Genomic DNA, 24319 nt, shown 5'->3' on the forward strand with positions numbered 1-24319 from the left:
CCTATTTTTTTCTTTTCGGCAACCAAATAAAACTACTCATAAATGCCGGCAAGGCAATATTAATGAGGTAAATAATAATACTTGAAACAATGATATCCGGAACGGAAACGAGAGTTCCGCTAAAAACAAATAAAGCAGCCGTTTCACGGATCAAAACCTTCCCCGACCACAAAGACGGAACAAATGAGGTGAACAGGTAGATCAACCAGATTTGTGTGAGCAAGAACCAAAAGTCTTCATATCCGAAAGTCACAAACAACAACACGTATTGCAAACTGAAAACCAAAAACCGGATCATTGAAAAGGTTAAGAACGGCCATTTCAAACTTTGATACCTGCCCCGGATGCTTTGAAGTCGTCTAACGAACTGGAATCGGCTTCTCTTTTTGGGAAGCAGGTAATCGCCGAAGAAATAAAATGCCAAAATGCAGATTGCCCCGGCACTTGTGAAAAGCCAGATCGAATTTGAATCTCCATACTTCAGAAGTACTGCAAACAATCCGAAAAGCAAAGTCGGAATCAGTTGACTCAAATTGGCAAGCGCCGTGGAAAAGATGATATAAATGGTTTGTCGCTTTTGAAAGTAGATCAACCTGCCTAAGAAATTTCCCCAGCCATTGGGAGACATGAATCCGGAAGCTACTCCTGCCCAAAAGGCATTCTTCACCAGTTTCATTTCCACATGCATGGGATTTGTGATGATTTTCCATTTCAGAAACTCCATCCATAAATTGGGAATAAGCAATAAAAAAGCCAAAACAAGTGCCCACCAATGCTTTATCTCCAATCCTTTGGCATGCTCCCAATCCACATTATTCAGCTGAAAATACAAGGTCCCAATTACGGCTACAAACACCAATAATTTGAAGAATGTCATTAAACCAGCTTGTTTTTTAGTAGCTTTATCTCTCTCTTTCATTTGCATGGCCGAAGATAAAATAATTTTAGGGATTGACCCCGGAACAACAGTATTAGGATATGGTTTAATTCATATCAAGGGCACGAAAATTGAGATGCTCAACTTTGGAATTATTCAGTTGAACAAACTCGATAATCAACCGGATAAGCTGAAACGAATTTTTGATCGAATTGATGGTCTGATGGAAGAATACAAACCAGACGAAATGGCTATTGAAGCACCTTTCTTCGGAAAGAACGTTCAATCTATGCTTAAACTTGGAAGAGCGCAGGGAGTTGCCATTGCGGCATCTCTTAGAAGGAATATTCCATACGAGGAATACACTCCGAAAAGAATCAAACAAGCGATTACAGGTAATGGAAATGCATCCAAAGAGCAAGTAGCACTAATGCTTCAGACCCTGCTTCGTTTTGACGAACTTCCAAAATACCTGGATGCAACAGATGGGCTGGCAGCAGCAGTTTGTCATCATTTCTCAAAAGGGATCGGTGAAAACAATAAAAGCAAAGGAAATAGCTGGACCAGTTTCCTAAGTAAAAACCCGGAACGAAAATTAAGATGAAATACCTTTTTTTAGCACTCGCCTTTTTAAGCTTATCTCCTGAGGAACTGACCGCTCAGGAACCTACTTTTGAATGGTATGAAGGATCCTGTCTTTTCAATGGAGTGATCGACACTTCCAAAACAAATTACCAGGAAGTCCAAAATGTGCATTACACCTTGATCCAGGCTTCGGAACTGAGCCAACCCTATCTGGCATACCAACCGAAAGATACCGCTTATCTGAAGGTCAAGAATATTCAATTCGAATGTGATAATTTTCTGAAGGAATTGAACCAAATGGAATATCCAAAAGGGGATTATTGGACCAATATCAAGAAAATGCGCTTGGCAAATATCCGGGAACAATGCTTATTACGAGAAAAAGCTGTCATCTCATTAAACCGTCCAAATGCATTGAAGGGAACTCCTTATTGCAAGGAATGCTCCAAATACGTAACCGCATTGGATAAAGGAGGTAAAACATTGTTGAATCTTTGGAAGGAAATTCACGACAAGGAAGTTGCGGATGCTCTTGATCCAAACCCGATAAACAAGTCATTTGAACAACATTGGAATAGTCCGGATCAGGAATTATGGGCGCGGATTGAAGTTTTAAGATATGGTTGGTGGAACTGTATTCTGGAAAATCAAACGATTTGGTTCAAGGAAAGTCAATACAATTCAGAGTTTAAGAAATTGATGACTTCAATAAAATCCGATTGTCACTAGGATTTCTTCTGCAGCTCGATTGATTCCTTTTGCAGATTTTCCATCACTTTCTCCATCATCCCCCTGTATTCTTCATTCTTACTGCTGTAGTAAGCAAATGAATCCTCGTATTGTTTTTGGGAAATATGTTGTGTTTTCAAGTACGATCTTCCGGATGCACTCATGACTTTGTAATAGCGGTTGACCGAAGTATAGGTCGTTTGGATATGACCTTCCAAAATAAGCATGTCTGTCATCACCCGAATCATTTGATCTTTTGGGATCAGCTTATCCGGTTTTTTCAACCCATGAAGTTCACTGTTACAAGATTGTAAACCCAATAGAATGAATATGATCAGTGCGATTCTCATCTGTTAAACAACAAACGCTCTCCGCTTTGTCTTCCTGTTAACTGACCATTGTCATAAACCAACTCCCCGTTTACAAATGTTTTTTCAATGCTGGAAGAAAAAGTGGTTCCTTCAAACGGCGACCAGGCGCATTGATACAGTAAGGATTCTTTTGTAACCGGTGATTTTTTAGTCAAATCCACCAAAACCAGATCTGCGAAATAACCTTCTCTCAAGAAACCGCGCTCCTTTATCTGAAAACAGGTAGCAACCGCATGAGCCATTTTTTCAACCACCCGCACCAACGGAATTTTCCCGTGAGCAGAAGCATCCAGCATAGCCAATAAAGCATGTTGAACCAAAGGTCCGCCAGAAGGTGCCTGCAAATATTTCTGTTGTTTTTCCTCTATCGTATGCGGTGCATGGTCTGTTGCGATCACATCAATTCGATTATCCAAAAGTGCCTCCCAAATCCGGTCTCTATCAGAAACTGTTTTCACCGCCGGATTCCATTTGATCCAAGCCCCTTTACTGGCGTAATCCACATCCGAAAACCACAGATGATGAACACATGCCTCTGCAGTGATTCTTTTTTGTTCCAAGGGAATGTCATTCCGGAAAAGTTCCGTTTCAATTCCGGTTGAAATATGTAAAATATGTAATCTTGTATTGTTCTTTTTTGCTAATTCAACTGCTTTGGAGGAAGACAAGTAACAAGCTTCCGCACTTCGGATCAATGGATGTGCTGACATTGGAATGTCTTCACCGTATTGTTCTTTGTACTGCTCCAGGTTCTTTCTGATGGTTGCTTCATCTTCGCAATGCGTAGCGATCAACATGGGAACATTTGCAAACAGGTGCTCCAGGGTATTGGTATTGTCAACCAACATATTTCCCGTTGATGAACCCATGAATATCTTGACTCCACAAACATTCTGAATATTCGTTTTCATCACTTCCTCGTAGTTGTCATTCGATGCTCCCATAAAAAAGGAATAGTTTGCCGGAGAAACCTCAGCAGCCCTTTGATATTTTGCTTCCAACAACTCTTGGGTCAATGCATTTGGAACCGTATTCGGCATTTCCATGAAAGAAGTAATTCCTCCTGCAACTGCTGCTCTGGATTCCGATTGAATAGTCGCTTTATGTGTCAACCCCGGCTCTCTGAAATGAACCTGATCATCAATACAACCGGGAAGTAAGTGTAAGCCTTCACAATTGATTTCAGTTACTGATCCATCAATGGAAATCGAAGAGGCAATTTTAGAAATACGCTTTCCATCTATCAGGACATCTGCAACAAATTCCTTTCCTTCATTTACGAGTGTTGCCCCTTTCAATAAAATCTTTGCCATTACACTTTTAAATTTCTCATTTTCCAAACTCCGAAGAAAGCTTCCTTGAAGATACTTGAAGACATTTTGGACTCACCAAACTGCCGGTCTATAAACGTAATTGGAACTTCAATTATTTTAAATCCTTTTTTCTTTGCGGCATACTTCATTTCAATCTGGAAAGCATATCCTTTGAAATGGATATTATCCAAATCAATTGCCTGAAGCACTTTGCTTGAATAACACATGAATCCTGCTGTAGTATCCGAAATTCCAATAAACAAAATCATCCGAACATATACAGAGGCAAAATAAGACATCATGATCCGACCCATCGGCCAATTCTGAACTTTTCCACCCTTGGTATAGCGGGAACCGATACTCACATCAGCACCTTTCTCGACACAAGCTGCCAATAATCTTGGCAGATCCAACGGATTGTGTGAAAAATCACAATCCATTTCAAAAATGTATTCGTAATTCTGCTTCAAAGACCATTTGAATCCATGGATATAAGCCGTTCCCAAACCTAATTTACCTGCTCTTTCTTCCAAAAAAATGCGTTCGGGGAATTGTAACATCAAGTCACGGATAATTGCTGCAGTTCCATCAGGAGAATTATCGTCTACGAAAAGAATATCTATTGCAACAGGCAATCCCATCACTGCATGAGCCATACGCTCAACATTCTCTTTTTCATTATACGTAGGAATAATTACAACTGCTCGTGTCACGTGGATTTTATTTCAGGTGATAAAAATAGTCAAATTCCGCTTCCTTCAACGAATTTATGCAGTTTCTAACATAATTTTAGAATCCTTAGACCAAAAAGAAGTCACAGTAAATAACTTTTACATTTCACATCATATTACTTACATTTAAAGGAATGACACCTCTTGACTTTGAATAATAATTAACTTTGATAGAGATGAAATGGACTTATCAGATAGTATTCTTAGTGATTTTCACAGGTCAAAACCAGGTGTTGTTTAGTCAATCATTTCACAATATGAGCCTTCTTGACAACTGGCATCAGGATAGTCTCATTTCAAATTCTTCCAAAGTACGCTATTCCGATTGCTTCGGATTTGCACAAAATGGCAATGAATACGCTGTTATCGGGTCAACAGAAGGAACGCATGTTTTCCTGGTCAATGAACAGGACCGATTGATTCCGAAAGGATTTATCAAGGGACGATATTCCAGCACCTTCGTCCAACACCGGGAATATGCTGTTTTCAAACATTACCTGTATGCCGTGTGTGATGAAGGGGTGAGTAGTTTGCAGATCATCGATCTTCAATATCTTCCGGATTCCATTCACTTAGCCAAAGAAGATACGCTACAATTCGGTCGTGTCCACAATATCTTCATTGACAGCTTACAGGAGAAGTTCTATTCCTGTATCCATCGAAGTACTGTCAATACGCAGGTAATCGATGCTCCGATGAAAATTTTCTCCTTGACAGATCCTTTGGCTTTACAGGAACTTTGGAGCGGTCCGACCGATGTGAATGAAGTTCACGATATCTATGTTCGAAATGGAATCGCTCTCATGAATTGCGGCTACGATGGATTGAAGGTTTACGATTTCACCAATACAGGTAGCCCTGTTTATTTGGATTCCAAATCCATTTACACGGATCAGGGATACAATCATCAAGGCTGGCTGACACCTGATGGGACACGCTACCTGTTTGCTGATGAGACAAATGGTAAGCGTGTTAAGAATTGTAGTTTTAACGGATCCGTTGTGACCATTCAGAATTACTTTGGAACCAACTATGAGAATGGCTCGGTTCCACACAATATCAAAGCGACGAATGATTTTGCATTTGTAGCTTATTACAATGAAGGCATCCGAATCTTTGACCTTCGTTACAATGTTCCTTTGGAAGTAGCCCACTACGATACTTATCCGGATGAGAATCCATATAAGATGAATGGAAACTGGGGAATTTTTGCAGACCTTCCATCTAAAAGACTCCTTGTTTCAGATCGACAATACGGTTTGTTCCTGCTTCATTTTGACCAGGGAAGAATGCTTCAGTCGTTTCCTTTGACGGACGATGAAATCGATCTCTTTCCAAATCCTGTCTCAAGTAGCGAATCTATTTCATTGACTATTCCACTAGGAACAGAACGAACCGAATGGGAAATTTATGATGTAAGCGGAAAGAAGGTTTCAACAGGTATCAGTGAAAATTTCAACTATGCCGATGTTCCTGTCAATTTTTCTGCAGGAACATATCAAATTAAAATCCATCTTTACGATAAGCAAGATAAATCACAAGAGATCATTCGAAAAATAGTCGTTATTTAATTAAGAATCAAAACCCGGTAATATGAATATGAAACACGCAATTATTCCAGTTCTGTCAATCGCCCTTTTTGTATTGGGGGCTTGTGGAGGACCTACAAAAAAAGATTATTCAAAGGAAGTCGACGAAGGTACATTCGATGGAAACAAATTTACCAGCCAGGCTTTGGGCTGGACCATGGAATTTCCCGATAATTGGATCATCACAACAAAATCGAGTCTGGAATCGATGGATGAACGCAGCAAACTCGCAGCAGGTGATTCCGTTTCCGATATGTCAGGGATCAAGCGAACGCTTGCTTTCCAAAAGAACTACGACAATAATTTCCAATCCACCTGGGAAGAATTCTCCGGAGATGAAGCGAAATACAAACGAATCATCAGCAATATCCATGAAATGATCTATACCAATTATTTGGATCAGCGAACTTATCTGGATTCTGTTGCCGGGAAATTGGAAGTCAGCGGTGTCACATTTGACACTTACCAGGTTTCACTGTTTGACAGGGACAACAAGAATTTTGCCAATCAATTATTGTTGACTGCGATTGTTAAGAATAAATTCATGAGTGTTACCATCACCTATAACAATGATGCCGACAAGAAAAAGATATTGGATTTATTTAAGAATTCGACTTTTAAATGAGAATGAGAAACAGAATGAAAATGATGAAAGTTTCTCATTCTGTTTCCGCCAAAGCCTCAAAAATCAAATCGTTTTCAACCCCTTTTGATTGCACATAACGAAGCACTTTTGCTTTCTTTTTCCAAGGATCTTTCTCCGTAGAAAGGTCCTTTTTTATGTGAAAACAGCTAAATAAGATTAATTTTTAATCATTAATTGATTAAAAATCATGTTTAATTGAAATAAAATGCTTATATTTGTACCACGATTGTAACGAATTGAAGAGGTTCTTCGCAGAAGATACTGAATAGGTACGATCACTTTTAATCAATTTAATTTAACCTTAGACTACCTAACTAATCGCTGAATAACCTAATTACCTTAACCAGTATTTAAAACCTATTCTTCAATTATTCCTTAGTGGCATTTTCGCGACTTTTTAGGTGGTCCATAATCAGTTTTTATGGAAACAAAAAGAAAGACGGATCTTTTCAGGTTCGCAACAATGAGGGCCCCTCAGCTTATTTCTAAAGAAAGAAGAGCATTGGGGTTTGTAGAAAACGGCTTAATCAACAGTTCACACTTTTTACAAGGTTTGGACCCAGAAGATGGTTTAGATGTTTTGCGTCTGGTAATTCAAGGTAGAATCGCGACATTCAGTGCCTATGAAACTGTTGAACAAGTCAAAGCAATCAATGAGCCTTTTTGGGATTTTTCCTTGTGGCTGGCAGAAAACAGAAACGAGCTTGTTCGGGATGAATTGGATGCAAAAGCAGCAAGTTTTTTAGGTATCAATAGCAGTACCAGAAACAAATTGTGGGACCAGGTTTATTACGACATTCTCACAGAAACAAATCCTTATGTACGCCAGGCTTGTATGCAGTTGTTGGTTGCAGATAATTTCATCTGGAATTACCAAACTTACAGCCCGAATTTGCCAGACGCAGACAAGGAAGCGGAAGCCAAATTATTGAAACGATTGGCCAACGGTAAGTTAATCATCCATGCAGCAATCACCCGTAAAAAAGTGGCCGTATTGCCAGGATCAAGAGTGAATCATTTGCCCGCTTTAAAGCAGGAAGAAAAAATCAAGGCACAGGTTGCAGCGCTGCATGCAGACAAGAAAAGAGTGATTGAAAAAGAATTGATCGCACTGAAGGCTCAATACATTAAAGATTATAACGCAGCTTTCAAAACAGCTCAGACAGCTTACCAGGCAGTTGTAAAACCAATTATCGCTGACTTTTTGGATGACAATCCAGAGATCAAGAACAGCCCAGATAGAGAAGACCTCATTCCTGAACATATCATTGACCCATTTACTTTTACTTTCAACGAGCCTTTATCTCCGATATATGCATCTCCGAAAGTCTCGAAAGAAACCCAGGATTTCATTTCGGCTCAAAAACTTCAGGAATCGGATATTGACGGAGCAATCGGTTTAATTTCACAAGAAAAAACAGCTTTGAAACGAACTGCAGCGAATGTCATTCAAAAACAAGTTTCGCAGGTAACTGTCAACGGGGTACAAATCAATGCAACTACCGGAGATTCGAAAGAATTTGCTGTTCTTTTCGATGAAACAATTGATGAAAACAAATACCTGGTTTATGTTTCTGTGAATTCAGGAGTGAAAGGTGCTTATTTCAAAGACGCCGGCTTTTCCATTCAGCAGGAAGGTTCAGCTGCAAAAACATTCAACAGTCCTTGCCTGAAGACTTCAAACGACGGAAGTATCTTCGTGCTGTTATCCAATGAACCCGTTACGCTTGATCCTTGCAAGATTTTCACCTTTACCGGAACATTCTTGCTGAACAACTCCGAATCCTACACCATTGAAAAAAAGGGAAATACGAACCAACGGGTAATTAGCGGACGTGCATACCGTGCATTGATTACTGACGATGAAACTGTGATTTACGGTGTCAACAAGATCGGCGTGATCGATTACCGGAAAGTAGAACAGGAATTGTGCTGTTATATCCCAGGAGAAGTTTCTCACATTGAGAACATCATGGCTAAGGAATATAAGGACCGTTCGACACGCAGCTTGCTAAGAGTGGAACAAAATACCGAAACTACTACCGAACACGAAGTGGAAACCAATACCGACACCACTTCCACGACACGCGATGAATTAAGCTCCGAAATTTCCAAAATCATTGAGAAAGAACGCAGTACCGATTTAGGATTCAATGCACAAGCTTCCGGAGGTTCCGAGAAAACATACCAATGGGGCGTTGATGCTTCAGCAGATTTCTCTTTCGGGCAATCATCTTCAAACAGCAACAATATTGCCAGAACAAAAGCGCAGGAACTGACTCAACGTGCTTTGGAGCGCGTTGTACACAAAGTTTCCAGCATTCGAACTTCCAAAATGCTACGTGAATTCGAAGATTCAAGTGCTCACGGATTCGACAACAGAAAAGGAAATTCCCATATTACAGGTGTTTACCGCTGGGTTGACAAAGTCTACAAAAACCGAATCGTCAATTACGGAAAACGACTGATCTATGAATTCATGATCCCGGAACCATCTCGTTGGTATAAAGAAGCCATCATTGTTGAAAAAGAAGAATCCGAAGCAAACGGTAATACAGGAAATGGGGACAACGGTCTTGTACCCCCAAAACATCCAAAGGAGAACCAGATTTTCAATGCAGAAAGCATTACCCGTACGAATTACACGCAACTGGCCTCTCTTTATGGAGCTGATATCGTTGCACCGATGGACCAATTCAAATCCGTATCGGAATCGTATGCAGAATCAGTAGGTGATAACAAACACCACAGTTACAATTCTTACACCCCGATTACTTTCCCGGATGGATACGTTTGTACACGCATCAAAGGATCTGTAAGCGGTGAGTACAAATCAAAGTCTTCTCCTTATGCAAGTTTGGTAGTTGGACTCAGCGGAGCTCCAAGTTACACCAAAAACTTCGGAGATGGAAAAGGAAATTATTCTGGCTCTTTTGATTACTCAGGACTCAATTGTACACCTTCGGTAAAAGTTACCATCGGTATGCAAAAAGTGGACTCTGTCAATCTTTCCGTAGAATGTGTTTGTGAATTATCCACCGAACGCTACAAACAATGGCAGCAAGATGCATACGCGGCAATCATGGAAATTTACAACCAGCAATTGGCTCAGTACAACGATGCTGTTACAGCGGCTAAGAACGAACAAGCAGCCAAAGATGCAGCTGAAAAAGCAGAAAATGAATCTGTTCCGAGCAATTCCAAATTCAATGCTCAAATCATCAATACCGAATTAAAACGCTTGTGTATTGAAATGCTGACAGCTCCTTTCGGGCGCGTTCAGGGGAAAGATTTCTACCTGCCAGGTGAATGTAAAGTTCCGAAAGTGGCTCAAAGCGCCGCTTTGGATGCTTATGCTTCACAAGTCAAATTCTTTGAGCAGGCATTCGACTGGAGTATTCTTTCCCAAATGTTTTACCCTTATTACTGGGCGAAAAAATGTGACTGGAAAGAATTGTTCCAATCCCAGGACAGCGGTGACTTAAATTTCCAGGCATTTTTACAATCCGGAATGGCGCGTATCATGGTACCTGTTCGTGAAGGTTTTGAAGATGCGGTAACCTTCTATATGGAAACCGGAAAAATTTGGAACGGAACCGGATTGGTTGTTGATACGGATGATGAATTGTACATCTCTATCGTAGAAGAAATGACCGATGTCAAAGGATTTACCGAAGGGGATGAATGGGAAACAGTTGTTCCTTCCGACCTGACGATCATCCAGGCTAAATCTGTTTTCTTGGAAGACGAAGGATTACCTTGTTGTCATGACAATGAAGACCTTCCTGTAAACATGAAGTTCCAGGGAACTGACAAAGTCCTTACGGCAAAAGACGAATCGGATGATCCCGAATTAATACCCTTAGGATAAATTTCCAACAAACAGGCGGCAAGACCATGTCTTGCCGCCTTATTAATCAACTTTCAAAAGAATAACCATGGCACGAATCACCAAAATCCAATATACCTCCAAACCGGCAAGCAACGGAAAGTATCAGTTTAAAATCTTCAGTGACATTTTCGACCCGAAAAAGGAAACCTTGATCTTTAAGATCTCCTACAAATTTTATTACCCGGTATTCAACACAGAAACCAAAGAACATTATATCGAAATCAACAAGAGTGATTTTGAGTTCGACTCCGGCAAAACATCCAGCGAACGGATGGTCCGTTTGTTTTCTTACAATTTCCAAAGTGATGCAACAACTTACGTAGCTACCGGAAACATTAAAATCTACAAATCATCGGCATCATCCGTTTCCTACTGGAGTTATTCCGCGCTTTCCAAAGCAGCCATCACTTCCGAACGTCCCTGGGTTGACGGATTTAAAGTCCTTGAAGTTTGGGGACCTTACCAGAATAATCAAATTGTGACAAAAATTGATCTTTCCAAAAAAGTCAGATATGCTGCAATTACCAACAAATCCAATCCTTCACAAGCACAGTTGTTAGCCGTCAAATGGAGTTATTCCATCAACGGTGGAGAAAAGGCAGCTTTCTCCACCAAAATAGAATGGTCTCGCGACGAAGATAAAAACCGGGCAATCATGGAGTTTAACCCGCCCGAAAACTGGGATGGGAAAGAAATCAAAGTCTATGCTTTTTACCGCGGAGAAAGTGAAGAAGTGGCTCAAAAAGGAACGGGTTCCGGGATTCCGGTTGTGAAAACGACCAATTCGACCAATACCGGAAAAGGTACTGAAAACAGCCCGCAATTGATTTGGGGGAACAGAGTATCCTTAGCATTTGAGCAAAAAGTAGTGGCGATCTGCAAAGAAATATGGGGAGAAGGGCGAAAGTTTGAAATGGCAAACGGACTTATGGCCGTAATGAATGTAGAAACATGGGGCAGTTTTAAAGCACAGCATTTGGAAGGAGAAACAAAAAGTCAGGATGTAAATACCCTGACGATCGAAAGTTTTTATAAAAAAGGTAATCCGAAATCTTCCAAAGCAGTAGGCTTAATCCAATTTACCCAGAATGCTCTTGAAGCACTTGGAGATTTCCCGAAAGCAACCGAACAAAATAAAGGAACTCAAGAAAGATATGACGCTTTAAACAAAAAGAAGCTGGAATATGCCAAAATGGGGGAAATAAAGCAATTGAACAAGGTTAGGGATTATTTAGCCCTATCAGCTAAAAGATCTAAAAGTCCATCTGACATATACCTCCAGGTATTTGCCCCAATAGGTCTCGGAAAGGAAGGCAATCCCGTTCTATATAAACCCGGAAGTGATGGCTATACATCTAATCAATCAATGGATACAAACACAAAGGATGGCGGAATTACAAAAAATGAATTATTGGCTCGTTACTGGAAAAGCTATGAAGAAGGATTGAAGAATAAGAAAGGGAAAAGCACAACACCAACTCAAGCCCAGGAAAACACACCTGACGATGATAAGACTGATGAACAAGAAACAGGTGCTTTCAATGCTAAAGATGTTGCAACCTTTCGCACCTATCATGACGGAAGAATAGAACTTCATTATCCGAAAATCATTAAACCGGAATATGCCAAAAAAGTAAAGTATATTTACATTACTGCTGAAAACAAAGAATATGATATTTGCACTTTGGATTGGTTTGAAATAGATAAAATAAAATATTCCTCAAAGTGGACTCAGGCAATCCCCAAAGGTTACATCGATCATGAGTCATTTAACATTGATGGTGTAAATCAAAAAGAAAAGTATATTTATGCTGATGGGTCAGTCATAGCAAGTGGATTACCCGGAGAAGGTACCGGAACACTAACTTTAAAATACGTAAAAGCCGGAGGTAAAGCCAGAATGATTAAAATTCCTGAACCATTTGTTTTTAATAAAGATTCGATAAAATTTAACTTTAAGTTTGAAGACACAATTAGAAAATATATGAGCAGATCACACTTTGCAGCTTTAATTGGAGTACTAATTTCAGGCAAATTTAGTGAAATCGTTTCTACTGGTTCAGCAATGAGTGATGGAACATGTTTTCCTAGTAAAGGACATGTTAACGGGGAAAGCGTAGATACCGATTATTTAAGTCATGTAAACACACAAAAATACATTGATCTGATGGCTAAATTTGGCTTTAATCGATTTCTTTATTCTCCATCTTTGAATTTCACAAACCCTAAACCTAATGATTCGAATTTTGAATTTAAAAAAGATGCAGCGCACAGACACCATTTACATGCAGGCTCCCCTTTAATTACCGTGAAAATAATTAATGAAAAATGATGAAAAAAAATAATTCCCTTTTGATTAGCTTTTTTATTTTGCTAATCTCTTCATGTACTAATTCTAATCAACCAAACCAAGAAAAAGAATTGATTAAGAAAGAAATACAAATCGTTAAAAACCACAACTCGGTTGAATTACCCTATGGAAATGAACTGATTACATCAAAATTCCCTGTATTGGAAGATGGAGCAGATTATGACCAGGAAGAAATCGATTTATTGGATGACGAAGAGTCTGAATTAAATCAGTTCTATTCAAACTTGTTCAATAGCAAGGGTACATCCACAAATTATCTGTTCGAAACAAAAAACACCCTTGATTATCATTTACAGTATATTGAAAACATTAATAGTAAGAAGTTCAATCATGATACTTACAAAATCATAGCCGAGCTTCCTGATAAAAAGGGTTTTAAAGTTTATATTGTCTGTTCACAAAAAGCAAATAAGCATCTTTATGCCATTGATAATATAATTGATCTCGTTGTTGTAAAAAACAACGAGATCATCAGTTCACAAAACATATCTATGCGATCAACCTCTGAATTGGGTTATGAAAGCTATTTCGGGGATGTTTACAAGTATTTCTTTATTGATAAGAGCTATACTATTCACCTAAAATATTTTCATGTTAGAAGCGACCAGATTTCAGCAGCTTTTGCTCATACTCAATTCAAAATTAACGCAGAAGGAAAAATCATTCCTTATTTTGATAAAACAACCAAACTGCAAAAGTATCTTGAAGAAGGTCAAATGGTTGATAACACCAAATCCGGAAAGTGGAAAGAATTATTTGCTGGATTTGAAGGTGAACATAGCCGTCGTGCAACAGCTTTGATTACTTACGAAAAAGGTGTGAAATTACCAACTGTTGATATTTACAAGTATCACGAACCTGCAAACGGTAAAATTGCTATTACTGATCCGAGTACCAAAACTATTCTGCTCAACAATCGGAATAAATTCTTGCAATGATTTAATAATGGTCTGAATTTAAATGAAACTAACAGCATTATTAATCGCTTTAACTATTGTTTTGTCTGGTTGTCATAACTCAAATGATGACAACCAGGCATCATCTATTCAAAACAAATCGGAGGAAACAAAAAAAAAGATCATTCCAAAAGGAAAGATTTACACTTACAGATCTGCATATTATCATTGGACTGATAACGGAGATAATCCTGAAATAAGAACCGAACTTGTTCGTGAAAAATTTCAAAATTTACCGATTCATCTTTCAGATGATTCCATTTTTCTAGGAAACTCTGCATTCTCTATCCGGAATGCAGAGTTGAACACCCGTTCTTTTTTCACAAGGAAATACGTTTATGACTATTACAAATCAGCATTTAAACTGGGTTACAATGAAAATTTAGGTGATCAAGTAAAAGTTGTTAGTATTAATTTTGAAGGAGATGTTGATCCTGATCTTTTGGATTCCTTCTTTGAAGGAGGATATGCCATTGTCGTTGGAAAGAATCTATACCTGTCATACAAACGATTTATTATCCAATATTCCTGTGAACCACTAAAAAAAAGCCAACTATGTGATTTGCCTTTTGATATGTGGCAAGATTGGCGTTTTTGTGAATATGATGAAAGGGATTTAAATTGTGATTTTTGCGCTTCCGAATTCCCTATTTATCTATTAAAAAAAGTACCCGAATTAAAATCATCTTTGGAAAAGTTGATTCACGAAGAAGGTCGTGTAATTAAATACATTCATAAAATCAATACTAAAAAAGACAATCCAGAGGTATATATTGTCATTGCACAATCAATGGAAGAATCGAACGGGGACAACTTTATTGTGATTCGAAATAAAAAAAATGAACTTGTAATCCTCAAGGACACTGAAAATGAATTCCTGCACTCCTATTTTTTCACTATTTCAAAAAGCCTGAAAGTAACTATGTATGAAAATACAGGTTACACTCCAAAACAGAAGGTAAATTCTGAATTTCAGATTCAGGCTGACGGAACATACTCAAAATTGTAGAAGATGGCGTTCTGGAAGTTTATTTTACTGGAAAAGAGACTTCTTAGGTTTGTAGCCTCCGTGAATAATCATCATTCTGTTTCAATCTCCGCCAAAGCCTCAAAAATCAAATCGTTTTCAAACCCTTTTGATTGCACATAACGAAGCACTTTTGCTTTCTTTTTCCAAGGATCTTTCTCAGTAGAAAGGTCCTTTTGTTTTTTCCTGATTTCCTTCTGCAGGATTGAAAAGTACTCATCCAAATCAATGGTCTTGAAAGCCAATTGAATGATGTTCTCCGGAATTTGCTTCAGTCTCAAGCCTTGTTTGATCTTAATCCTTCCCCAATGCTTTATTCGGAGCTTTCCTGAAACATAGGATTCGGCAAAACGCCCTTCATCCAGGAATTTGTTTTCAATCAGATAAGCGAGCAACTGGTCGATCTGATCTGAGTGCAATCCCCAGGAAAACAATTTGTTTTTTACTTCGAAATGACTTCGGTCTTGATAAGCACAGTAGGATTCTATTTTGTGCTTAGCTTCCAGAAACGAAAAATTGCTCCCCATTTCTAGAGAGCAATTTCGTTATTATTTTTATCCAGGAAATTATATTCCAGCAAGTGATAAGCAGTTACACCGCGTACATCAACCCACTTTTTATATTTCATGAACCACTTCCAACGCTTTGAAAACAATCCTTTCTTGAAGTAAGCCTCCAGGTAAGGATGCACCAATAGCACAATTTTTTTCTCTTTCTTATCTGCCAACAGGAAATTCAAATTCATTTCAATTTCTTCAGCAAAAAGAATGGAAGCTTGCACTTCACCCGTACCATTACAAGTCGGACAAGTTTCGGACGTATTGATATCCGTTTCAGGTCTGACTCGTTGACGAGTAATTTCAACAACTCCAAACTTAGACGGAGGAAGAATGTTGTGCTTTGCTCTATCCGAGCGCATAAACTCCTTCAACTTCTCGTACAAGTCCTTGTTATTCTCCTTATCGTGCATATCAATGAAATCGATACAAACGATTCCACCCATATCACGCAATTGAAGTAAACGTGCAATTTCCTCAGCAGCTTCAACATTGGTTGCAAGCGCATTGGATTCTTGTCCATCGGCACCTTTACGGTTTCCACTGTTCACATCCACAACGTGCATCGCTTCCGTGTGCTCAATAATCAAGTAACCGCCTGAAGGCAAAGGAACTTTCTTACCAAACATGGTCTTGATTTGCTTATTGATTCCGAAACGCTCAAAAATATCGAGTTTTCCATCATACAATTTCAAGATCTTCTCACGACCCGGAGCAATTCCACTAATGTATTCCTTCAATTCAGCCATCAGCTTTTCATTGCTGATATGGATGTTTGAAAAATCTGCATTCAGTAAATCCCGAAGAATGGAGGAAGTTTTGTCAATTTCTCCTAAAACACGACGAGGTGGAGTTGCCTGCTTTAAATTTGCATGCATGTTCTTCCACTTCTCCATCAAGTTTCGAAGATCCTGGTCAATTGCTTCAACCTTTTTGTTTTCGGCAACAGTACGAATGATCACACCAAAGTTTTTTGGTTTGATATCATCCATCAGACGACGCAAGCGATCGCGTTCTTCCTGACTTTTAATTTTTTGGGAGATGGAAACTTTTTCCGAAAACGGTACCAATACCAAATAGCGACCTGCAAGTGTCAATTCTGCACTTAAACGAGGCCCTTTGCTTGATATCGGTTCTTTGGCAACCTGAACCAATATTGGTGATGAGGTTGATACAATTTCGGTAATTTTTCCGTCTTTTGGAATGTCTTTTTCCGACTTAAAGTAAAGTAGGTCAGCGACATTCTGCTTCCCTTGCATGGTATCTTTGGTAAACTTATTCAAAGATTGGAATTGCGGCCCCAGATCAAGGTAATGCAAGAATGCATCTTTCTCGAATCCAACATCCACAAAAGCTGCATTCAGACTAGGAACTACTTTCCTAACTTTACCTAGATATATATCACCTACAGCAAAGTCAGTACTTCCGCCCTGTTCCTGATGCAACTCAATCAATTTCCCATCGCGCAAGAGAGCAAGCCAAACACCACCATCACGGGTGTCAACAACTAGTTCTAAACTCACGAACGTATAATTAGAAAGTAACTAAAATAGAAAAACTTAGTAAGCAAAATTACTTACTAAGCTCTTCCAACTATCTTAAGAAGATCTTATTTCTTCTTTTTATGACGATTTTTTCTTAGTCTTTTCTTACGCTTGTGCGTCGCCATTTTATGTCTTTTTCTTTTCTTACCGCTTGGCATAGCAATATTATTTTATGGTTATTAATTCAATTATTTCAATTTCAATAGCTTTTAAAAAAAGCACTCCTGTGCGAAACAGGAGTGCAAAGATATTAAAATAAGTTTTGCTACAACTAGTTGTAGTAAAAAAGATGGAATTATTTCACAATCACCTTATTCTTCACCTCTTCAACAAAAGTTTTAGCCGGTTTGAATGAAGGAATATTATGAGCCGGGATAATAATCGTTGTGTTTTTTGAAATATTGCGCCCTGTTTTCTCTGCTCTCTCTTTCACAATGAAGCTACCAAAACCTCTTAAATAAACGTTCTGACCTTTCGTCAAAGAAGTTTTAATAGAAGTCATAAAAGCCTCTACAGCCTTCTGTGCTTCATTTCTTTCCAATCCTGTTTCCTCTGCAATCTCAGCAACGATATCTGCCTTTGTCATCTTATTATAAATTAAAAATTTTCAACATTGTGATTTTCAGGTGCAAAAGTAGTCAGCAAAAGCGTTTATTTTTGCTTTATTATTAAAAATTATGAATTTTTTCCCTAAATGGCTGATTTTGTTCTACTAATAAGCGATTGGTACAGACTAAATGCTCGTGAGCTCCCTTGGAGAAACACGAAAAACCCATATTTTATATGGTTATCTGAGGTCATTTTGCAACAAACGAGGGTTGATCAAGGGATGAACTACTACCTGAAGTTCATCGAAAACTACCCCACTTTGAACCAACTTGCCGATGCAGATGAAGAAGCAATCCTGAAACTTTGGCAAGGTTTAGGGTATTATTCGCGTGCCCGAAATTTGCATAAAACCGCTCAACAAGTCCGGGATGAATTCAATGGAGCATTTCCGAAAACCTATCATGAGATTATCCAATTAAAGGGAATCGGACCGTATACTGCCGCTGCAATTTCATCCTTTGCATTCGACCTTCCGCATGCAGTTGTTGATGGAAATGTATACCGCATCCTTAGTCGCTACTATGGAATTGACGAGCCTATTGATACCGGGAAAGGGAAAAAACTGTTCCAGGAACTGGCAGATTCATTGATTCCGGAAGCGGAACCTGCACTTTTCAACCAGGCAATTATGGAGTTTGGAGCAATTCAATGTACTCCGAATAATCCCGATTGTGAATCGTGTGTGCTAAATCAAAGCTGTATCAGTGCGTTTAACAGCGACCTAATAAAGATGCTTCCTGTAAAAAAAGGAAAAATCAAAGTACGGAAACGTTATTTCCATTACCTGCATATTGAAAAAGGACTTGAAATTGCCCTGGATCAAAGAACGGGGAAAGATGTGTGGGAAAAACTATACGAATTTCCCCTAATTGAAAGAGAGGATGATACCATGCCATTGGAATTCAAGGATTCCGCCAGCCTTTCCTATCAGACCAAACATATTTTAAGCCATCAGCATATTTATGCCTTCTTCTATAAATCAGATGAATCCGAAATCGACGGACTGAATCTTAAATTTGTAGAAAAAAGTCAATTGGAAGATTATCCGATTCACCGATTGATGGAGAAATATCTTGAATCCAGGTGACTTCGACTACGCTCAGCCACCTTACCAAAACCCTGTTGATTCAATAAAAAAGGTGACTGAGCGTAGTCGAAGTCCCTTTTTTTGAATTTTGATCAATTCATTCGTAATTCGTAAATCGAAATTCGTAATTTTATATTTGTATCTACAAACACAATTATGTCAGGTAGCGTAAACAAGGTTATTTTAATCGGGAATCTAGGGAAAGATCCTGAAGTGAGACGTTTGGAAAACGGGGCAATTGTTGCAAGTTTTTCAATTGCTACGTCTGAAACGTATACAGATAGAACAACCGGGGAACGTAAAGACAATACGGATTGGCACAATATCGTTGTTTGGAGAGGATTGGCCGAAGTAGTTGAAAAATACGTTCGCAAAGGTCAGAAAATATATGTAGAAGGAAAATTAAAAACACGTTCCTGGACGGATCAGGCTGGAGCCACCCGTTATACAACTGAAGTTGTAGCAGATGAATTGACAATCCTTACTCCGAGGAGCGAACAGGGTAAACCTGCAAGTTCAAACAATCCTCCATACCCGACAGAAGAACCTCAAAATCCAAGTCCGATGAATCTGGACATCAGTCCTAATGATGATTTACCATTTTAACCATGGAACCCATACCCGAATTAAGTTCAGATGTCATTCCCGTCAGTATTCATGCCGGATTCAATGCTTCTGACGATATCATTTCACTGATTATCATTTTCATCCTGATTGCCTGTTCGGCATTGATATCTGCATCAGAGGTTGCTTTCTTTGCTTTAGGACCAACCGATAAGAAAAACCTGGAGGACGAACAATCCAGAAGTTCAAAAGCAATCCTGAAACTCCTTTCGAAACCGAAAGACCTGCTAGCAACAGTCCTGATCGCAAACAACTTTATCAATGTTTGTATCATCATCCTTGCAACAGAAGTTATCGACCAATTTTTCCCACAATCAGACAAACCGAACACGATTCGTTTTCTGGTTGAGGTTGTAGGAATCACCACATTCCTGTTATTACTCGGTGAAGTCGCTCCAAAACTTTACGCATCCAGAAATACCTTGTCCACAGCCAGATTCATGTCGAACCCGATCATCTTCATCAATATCCTCCCTCCTTTTTCGTGGATGCGCTGGTTACTTGTAAATGGAACGACTATGATCAATAAGCGGGCTAAAAAACGGGGAATCAATTTATCTACAGATGACTTGGAACATGCATTGGCTTTAACAAAGGAAGATTCTGACAATGAAGATGAACACCGGATCCTGGAGGGAATTATCAAGTTTGGAAATACAGAGGTAAGACAAATCATGAAATCACGTCTGGATATTGTAACCATTTCCAGTGAAGCGAGTTTTCAAGAAGTCCTGGATGTGGTTTTGGATGCCGGTTATTCGCGAATTCCGATTCATGAAAGTTCATTCGATAATGTGATTGGAATACTGTATATCAAGGATTTGCTTCCTTTCATCAATAACGAACTGTTTGATTGGGCAACTCTTATGCGGAAACCTTATTTCATTCCTGAAAACAAAAAGATCGATGATTTGTTGAAGGAATTTCAGGACATGAAAATGCACATGGCAATTGTCGTGGATGAATACGGAGGTGCCAATGGATTAGTGACCCTGGAAGACGTGTTGGAAGAAATTGTCGGTGATATCACAGATGAGTTTGACGATGATGATCTGATCTATACCAAAATTGACGATTCAACATATCTGTTTGAGGGAAGAACGTCTTTGGTCGATTTCTACAAGGTTTTAGAGATCGATGGGAAGGATTTTGAACAAACGAAGGGAGAATCCGATACAATCGGTGGATTTATTATTGAACATGCGGGCAGAATTCTGCGAAATAACGAATACATTCGCTGCGGAAACATCAAATTGGTAGTTGAAAGTTCCGATAAGCGTAGAATAAAAATGATTAAAACAATTCAGGAAAATGATTAAGATTATCGGTTCAGTATGTTTATTGGCAGTTCTAATGAGTAGTTGTGGAGGAGATGAATTATTGATCCCAAAACCACCCACTTACCTACGTACCAATTTTCCAAAACAAGAATATGTGAAGGTCGATGATGCAACCACCTATTCTTTCGAATTGTCAAAGACCTATTTTGCAAAACCATTGACTTACAAAGGTCAGCTTACCAATCACAAAGAAATCAATCTGGGACCATTGAATGGAATCCTGTATCTGAATTATTACCCCATTCCGAACAGAGATACTTTGGTACGATATATCAATTTATCGAATGACAAAGTAGATGAACATCAAATCAAGGCAACCAAGATCTCCGATGAGAAATTCATCTTTCCCGATAGAAAAGTCTACGGCACCTTGTTTGAATTCGAAGGAAACGTAGCAACCAATTTCCAATTTTACCTGACAGATTCCACTTCGCATTTTATCAGAGGAGAAGTTTTAATGAACTGCAGACCAAATTACGATTCACTCCGTCCATCATTGAACTATCTGAAAGCGGATATCATTCATCTGATCAATACGCTGGAATGGAAGAACTAATTCAGTAAGGGTGAAAAATTTTTCACCCTTACTGAATTATTAGTTAGTATAGAATGGGTAAGAATTCATTATTTTTATAGCAAACTATATTTCTCTATGAAAACAACTCTCCTATTATTTTCATTCCTGATTTCGTATTGGGGATTCTCTCAGGAATATTCCAGAGCAAAGATCATGACAGACTCTGATGGTCTTCAAACATTAGCTGAACTTGGAATCGGTATCGACCATGGTACTGTAAAACGCGAAACTTTCTTTATCTCCGACTTCTCCGCAGAAGAGATCACAAGAATTCGCGAAGCCGGTTTCGAAGTTGAGATTCTTATCAAGGATGTGAAGGCTTATTATGTGAACCGTAATTTAAATCTGGATCCAAACACTCCGACAACTGAAAAGAACGCAACTTGTCCTCCGTCATCCGGATCCTCCACATTCACACCGACAGTTCCAACGAACTTCAACCTGGGTACAATGGGTGGATTTTACACCTATCAGGAGTTTCTTGATGAGATTGATGCAATGGCTGCTCAATATCCCAATTTAATCTCGGTAAAAGCTCCTATCAGTACCTTTTTAAGTATTGAGAACAGACCTATTTACTGGCTGCGTTTAAGTGATAATCCAAATACGGATGAAGGCGAGCCGGAAGTACTTTACACCGCTATTCACCATGCACGGGAACCCAACTCCTTATCCGAAGTGATTTTCTACATGTGGTACCTGCTTGAAAATTATGGAACAAATGATGAGATCAAATACCTGGTAGACAACACCGAAATGTATTTCGTTCCAATGATTAATCCGGATGGATATATCTATAATCAAACAACTGATCCAAATGGTGGCGGTATGTGGCGGAAAAACCGCAGACAGAACAGCGGTGGAAGCTACGGTGTTGATTTAAACAGGAACTATTCTTATGGTTGGGGAACGACAGGAACCACCACCACGCAAAGCAACGATACTTATTGTGGGACTGCTGCATTTTCAGAACCGGAAACTCAAGCTATCAAATGGTTTTGTGAAAACAGAGATTTTAAGTATGCATTTAACGCTCATACTTATGCAAACGATATTCTCTTTCCAATCGGAACTACAACCGCTGAATTTGCGGTAGATCACAATTATTTTGATGCATTTACGCATCACATGGTTCAATACAATGGGTATTCAAATATCAAATCTTCAGCGCTCTATCCGGCTTCCGGAGATTCCGATGATTACATGTACAAAGTAGATACGGTCGTGAAGCCTAAGATCTTTGCGATGACTCCTGAGGTAAGTAATACCAGTGGTGGATTTTGGCCGGCAGTGAATGAAATTACCGGAATTTGTCAGGACATGGTTTTTCCAAACCTGATCTTATCTCATCTGACTCATCGCTATTTGGAAGTAAAAGATCTTGATCCCGGGATGATTGCAACTACAACAGGTAATTTCAATCACAGTGCGTATCGTTTAGGGCTTGAAAACGGCCCCGTAAACGTGAGCATCACTCCAATGACCGGAATTCAATCGGTAGGTTCTCCAAGTACTCACAACCTGGCAATTATGGGTTCTGAAAATAGCGGGATATCCTACGTATTGAATCCGACCATCCAATTTGGAGATGTCATCAAATATGTATTGAATACTGAATATGTCGGTTGGACAAAACACGATACGATTGTAAAAACATTCGGAAGTATCACTTCCCAGTTTATCGACGAAGCAAATAGTGCTGTTAATTGGACAGGTAGCTGGGCTACAACCAACTCAACTTATGTTTCTCCAAGCAATTCATTTACCGATTCGCCTAGCGGAGATTACGCAAACAATGTCACTAAGACCTATCAATTCAACAATACCATTAACCTGACAAATGTAACAGAAGCAATGATCAAATTCTATGCGAAATGGGACATTGAAACGGATTATGACTATTGTCAATTTCAAGTTTCAACTGACAATGGAGCTACTTGGATAGGTCAATGTGGGAATTATACGGTAGCCGGAAACAGTGCAAATGGTTCAGTGCAGCCAAATAATCAACCCATTTACGAAGGAACAGAATCAAATTGGGTTCTGGAGGAAATCAATCTGAGTGATTACATCGGAGACAGTATCCAAGTTCGTTTCGTTTTGAAATCGGATGGTGGAACGAGAGCTGATGGTTTTTACTTTGATGATTTTGAAGTGCTTTACAACATTGATGTCACAGGATTGGCAGAGAATGAGAAATCGTTGTTTCACATGGTTCCAAACCCGGCAAGTTCGTATGTGAACATTGTTTTTGATCAAGCGATTCAAGATGGAAACATTGAAATTGTAAATATGAACGGTGAAACGGTTGCTACACATTCTGTGGAAGGCTCCAATTCAAAAGTTCAAGTGGGAACGGATAAACTTTCTGTTGGAGTTTATTATGTTCGTTACATCGGTTCTGTTGAACAAAAATCGCCTGTAAAATTGGTGGTCATTCATTAGACAAAATGAGAAGCAGAAGGAGAATGAAGAGAACTTTCACACTCATTGCTCAATCCCGATAGCTATCGGGCCACACTAAAAAGAATTACAAATTACTTAAACAAAAAAGAGGTTTTTCATCCCGAAAAACCTCTTTTACACAATCTGCGATGATTAATTCATCAGTCAATCCACTTATCATCTTTCATTTCACCAAGAATCACTACGTCTTTTGTACGTGAATAATCCTCAGCTGCAAGAAGCATTTGCTCTCTAGTATCTCTTCTAATTCGTATACCTTGTGATCCTGAATTTCTTACTTCAATGTAAAAACCATCTCGCAATCTTGCTGGTTTCGTTGGAGGTCTACCCATTTGTCTGTGTTTTTCTACGTCTAATATAATAATACATTAAACGCTTCGATTAAAATTATATTTTTTTAGGAATCTAATAAATCAGATTCCACTTTT

The 24319-nt window shown here is 38.9% G+C and carries 21 protein-coding genes; 13 read left to right on the forward strand and 8 right to left on the reverse strand.

The window, feature by feature from the left end; translation table 11 throughout:
• Position 1 precedes the first annotated feature (1 nt).
• Positions 2-925, reverse strand: coding sequence for a hypothetical protein (locus AAG807_RS17425; RefSeq protein ID WP_341906684.1), 924 nt, complete (start codon positions 923-925; stop codon positions 2-4).
• Between AAG807_RS17425 and ruvC the strand changes: the two genes are divergently transcribed.
• Both ruvC and AAG807_RS17435 read left to right on the forward strand, forming a co-directional pair.
• Positions 924-1481: a crossover junction endodeoxyribonuclease RuvC gene (gene ruvC / locus AAG807_RS17430; RefSeq protein WP_341906686.1), complete on the forward strand. Its 558-nt coding sequence runs from the start codon at positions 924-926 to the stop codon at positions 1479-1481. The two genes, AAG807_RS17425 and ruvC, sit on opposite strands and share 2 nt — an antisense overlap.
• Complete coding sequence (locus tag AAG807_RS17435; RefSeq protein ID WP_341906688.1) at positions 1478-2191, forward strand: hypothetical protein; 714 nt, start codon at positions 1478-1480, stop codon at positions 2189-2191. The genes ruvC and AAG807_RS17435 overlap by 4 nt, the downstream gene beginning before the upstream one ends.
• Here AAG807_RS17435 and AAG807_RS17440 read toward each other — a convergent pair.
• Genes AAG807_RS17440 through AAG807_RS17450 form a run of 3 tightly spaced genes read right to left on the reverse strand, consistent with a single transcriptional unit; the run spans position 2188 to position 4588 of the window.
• Positions 2188-2541 carry a DUF4296 domain-containing protein gene (locus tag AAG807_RS17440; protein WP_341906690.1) on the reverse strand — a complete coding sequence of 118 codons (354 nt, stop codon included), beginning with the start codon at positions 2539-2541 and terminating at the stop codon, positions 2188-2190. The two genes, AAG807_RS17435 and AAG807_RS17440, sit on opposite strands and share 4 nt — an antisense overlap.
• On the reverse strand, positions 2538-3875 hold the full coding sequence (locus tag AAG807_RS17445) for a dihydroorotase (RefSeq protein ID WP_341906692.1): 1338 nt from the start codon (positions 3873-3875) through the stop codon (positions 2538-2540). Before AAG807_RS17445 ends, AAG807_RS17440 begins: the two co-directional genes overlap by 4 nt.
• The gene (locus AAG807_RS17450; protein ID WP_341906694.1) at positions 3875-4588 is read right to left on the reverse strand and encodes a polyprenol monophosphomannose synthase; all 714 of its coding nucleotides are present in this window, start codon (positions 4586-4588) and stop codon (positions 3875-3877) included. Before AAG807_RS17450 ends, AAG807_RS17445 begins: the two co-directional genes overlap by 1 nt.
• Positions 4589-4782: 194 nt before the next feature.
• Between AAG807_RS17450 and AAG807_RS17455 the strand changes: the two genes are divergently transcribed.
• The 6 genes from AAG807_RS17455 to AAG807_RS17480 all read left to right on the forward strand — a co-directional run bounded on the left by AAG807_RS17455 (position 4783) and on the right by AAG807_RS17480 (position 15069).
• Positions 4783-6177, forward strand: coding sequence for a choice-of-anchor B family protein (locus tag AAG807_RS17455; RefSeq protein WP_341906696.1), 1395 nt, complete (start codon positions 4783-4785; stop codon positions 6175-6177).
• A gap of 28 nt (positions 6178-6205) precedes the next feature.
• The gene (locus AAG807_RS17460; RefSeq protein ID WP_341906698.1) at positions 6206-6820 is read left to right on the forward strand and encodes a hypothetical protein; all 615 of its coding nucleotides are present in this window, start codon (positions 6206-6208) and stop codon (positions 6818-6820) included.
• 442 nt (positions 6821-7262) lie between these two features.
• Entirely contained in the window at positions 7263-10712 is a 3450-nt protein-coding gene (locus tag AAG807_RS17465) for a hypothetical protein (RefSeq protein WP_341906700.1), read from the forward strand.
• A 67-nt stretch (positions 10713-10779) separates the two neighbouring features.
• The gene (locus AAG807_RS17470; protein ID WP_341906702.1) at positions 10780-13065 is read left to right on the forward strand and encodes a hypothetical protein; all 2286 of its coding nucleotides are present in this window, start codon (positions 10780-10782) and stop codon (positions 13063-13065) included.
• Between the two features lie 89 nt (positions 13066-13154).
• Positions 13155-14042 (forward strand): hypothetical protein, encoded by an 888-nt coding sequence (locus AAG807_RS17475; protein ID WP_341906704.1) that lies wholly within the window; start codon positions 13155-13157, stop codon positions 14040-14042.
• Between the two features lie 22 nt (positions 14043-14064).
• Positions 14065-15069 carry a hypothetical protein gene (locus tag AAG807_RS17480; RefSeq protein ID WP_341906705.1) on the forward strand — a complete coding sequence of 335 codons (1005 nt, stop codon included), beginning with the start codon at positions 14065-14067 and terminating at the stop codon, positions 15067-15069.
• 71 nt (positions 15070-15140) lie between these two features.
• Here AAG807_RS17480 and AAG807_RS17485 read toward each other — a convergent pair whose 3' ends face one another.
• The 3 genes from AAG807_RS17485 to AAG807_RS17495 form a co-directional block, all read right to left on the reverse strand.
• Entirely contained in the window at positions 15141-15614 is a 474-nt protein-coding gene (locus AAG807_RS17485) for a regulatory protein RecX (RefSeq protein WP_341906707.1), read from the reverse strand.
• 2 nt (positions 15615-15616) lie between these two features.
• Entirely contained in the window at positions 15617-17167 is a 1551-nt protein-coding gene (locus AAG807_RS17490) for an Rne/Rng family ribonuclease (RefSeq protein ID WP_341906710.1), read from the reverse strand.
• Positions 17168-17483: 316 nt separating this feature from the next.
• Positions 17484-17774: an HU family DNA-binding protein gene (locus AAG807_RS17495; protein ID WP_124745023.1), complete on the reverse strand. Its 291-nt coding sequence runs from the start codon at positions 17772-17774 to the stop codon at positions 17484-17486.
• Positions 17775-17882: 108 nt separating this feature from the next.
• Here AAG807_RS17495 and mutY point away from each other — a divergent pair, with 108 nt between their 5' ends.
• From mutY to AAG807_RS17520, 5 genes are all read left to right on the forward strand, one after another.
• Positions 17883-18884 carry an A/G-specific adenine glycosylase gene (gene mutY / locus AAG807_RS17500; RefSeq protein ID WP_341906711.1) on the forward strand — a complete coding sequence of 334 codons (1002 nt, stop codon included), beginning with the start codon at positions 17883-17885 and terminating at the stop codon, positions 18882-18884.
• 156 nt (positions 18885-19040) lie between these two features.
• Positions 19041-19490, forward strand: a complete 450-nt coding sequence (locus AAG807_RS17505; RefSeq protein ID WP_341906714.1) for a single-stranded DNA-binding protein — start codon at positions 19041-19043, stop codon at positions 19488-19490.
• 2 nt (positions 19491-19492) lie between these two features.
• Positions 19493-20827: a gliding motility-associated protein GldE gene (gene gldE, locus AAG807_RS17510; protein ID WP_341906717.1), complete on the forward strand. Its 1335-nt coding sequence runs from the start codon at positions 19493-19495 to the stop codon at positions 20825-20827.
• Positions 20820-21404 (forward strand): hypothetical protein, encoded by a 585-nt coding sequence (locus AAG807_RS17515; RefSeq protein WP_341906720.1) that lies wholly within the window; start codon positions 20820-20822, stop codon positions 21402-21404. Before gldE ends, AAG807_RS17515 begins: the two co-directional genes overlap by 8 nt.
• Positions 21405-21500: 96 nt before the next feature.
• Positions 21501-23870 carry a M14 family zinc carboxypeptidase gene (locus tag AAG807_RS17520; RefSeq protein WP_341906723.1) on the forward strand — a complete coding sequence of 790 codons (2370 nt, stop codon included), beginning with the start codon at positions 21501-21503 and terminating at the stop codon, positions 23868-23870.
• Positions 23871-24031: 161 nt separating this feature from the next.
• On the opposite strand, the gene AAG807_RS17525 is transcribed toward AAG807_RS17520, so the two are convergent.
• Positions 24032-24223 (reverse strand): hypothetical protein, encoded by a 192-nt coding sequence (locus tag AAG807_RS17525; RefSeq protein WP_294859590.1) that lies wholly within the window; start codon positions 24221-24223, stop codon positions 24032-24034.
• Between the last annotated feature and the right edge of the window lie 96 nt (positions 24224-24319).

The organism is Fluviicola taffensis DSM 16823, assembly GCF_943372375.1.
Lineage (GTDB): Bacteria > Bacteroidota > Bacteroidia > Flavobacteriales_D > Crocinitomicaceae > Fluviicola > Fluviicola taffensis_A.

What these genes read in the sequence shown, in the direction of transcription:
- AAG807_RS17445 (WP_341906692.1), bottom strand. Translation starts at nt 3,875, where the DNA reads ATGGCAAAGATTTTATTGAAAGGGGCAACACTCGTAAATGAAGGAAAG.
- mutY (WP_341906711.1), top strand. Translation starts at nt 17,883, where the DNA reads ATGGCTGATTTTGTTCTACTAATAAGCGATTGGTACAGACTAAATGCT.
- AAG807_RS17515 (WP_341906720.1), top strand. Translation starts at nt 20,820, where the DNA reads ATGATTAAGATTATCGGTTCAGTATGTTTATTGGCAGTTCTAATGAGT.
- gldE (WP_341906717.1), top strand. Translation starts at nt 19,493, where the DNA reads ATGGAACCCATACCCGAATTAAGTTCAGATGTCATTCCCGTCAGTATT.
- AAG807_RS17505 (WP_341906714.1), top strand. Translation starts at nt 19,041, where the DNA reads ATGTCAGGTAGCGTAAACAAGGTTATTTTAATCGGGAATCTAGGGAAA.
- AAG807_RS17460 (WP_341906698.1), top strand. Translation starts at nt 6,206, where the DNA reads ATGAAACACGCAATTATTCCAGTTCTGTCAATCGCCCTTTTTGTATTG.
- AAG807_RS17440 (WP_341906690.1), bottom strand. Translation starts at nt 2,541, where the DNA reads ATGAGAATCGCACTGATCATATTCATTCTATTGGGTTTACAATCTTGT.
- AAG807_RS17480 (WP_341906705.1), top strand. Translation starts at nt 14,065, where the DNA reads ATGAAACTAACAGCATTATTAATCGCTTTAACTATTGTTTTGTCTGGT.
- AAG807_RS17485 (WP_341906707.1), bottom strand. Translation starts at nt 15,614, where the DNA reads ATGGGGAGCAATTTTTCGTTTCTGGAAGCTAAGCACAAAATAGAATCC.
- ruvC (WP_341906686.1), top strand. Translation starts at nt 924, where the DNA reads ATGGCCGAAGATAAAATAATTTTAGGGATTGACCCCGGAACAACAGTA.
- AAG807_RS17435 (WP_341906688.1), top strand. Translation starts at nt 1,478, where the DNA reads ATGAAATACCTTTTTTTAGCACTCGCCTTTTTAAGCTTATCTCCTGAG.
- AAG807_RS17495 (WP_124745023.1), bottom strand. Translation starts at nt 17,774, where the DNA reads ATGACAAAGGCAGATATCGTTGCTGAGATTGCAGAGGAAACAGGATTG.
- AAG807_RS17425 (WP_341906684.1), bottom strand. Translation starts at nt 925, where the DNA reads ATGCAAATGAAAGAGAGAGATAAAGCTACTAAAAAACAAGCTGGTTTA.
- AAG807_RS17465 (WP_341906700.1), top strand. Translation starts at nt 7,263, where the DNA reads ATGGAAACAAAAAGAAAGACGGATCTTTTCAGGTTCGCAACAATGAGG.
- AAG807_RS17525 (WP_294859590.1), bottom strand. Translation starts at nt 24,223, where the DNA reads ATGGGTAGACCTCCAACGAAACCAGCAAGATTGCGAGATGGTTTTTAC.
- AAG807_RS17455 (WP_341906696.1), top strand. Translation starts at nt 4,783, where the DNA reads ATGAAATGGACTTATCAGATAGTATTCTTAGTGATTTTCACAGGTCAA.
- AAG807_RS17520 (WP_341906723.1), top strand. Translation starts at nt 21,501, where the DNA reads ATGAAAACAACTCTCCTATTATTTTCATTCCTGATTTCGTATTGGGGA.
- AAG807_RS17470 (WP_341906702.1), top strand. Translation starts at nt 10,780, where the DNA reads ATGGCACGAATCACCAAAATCCAATATACCTCCAAACCGGCAAGCAAC.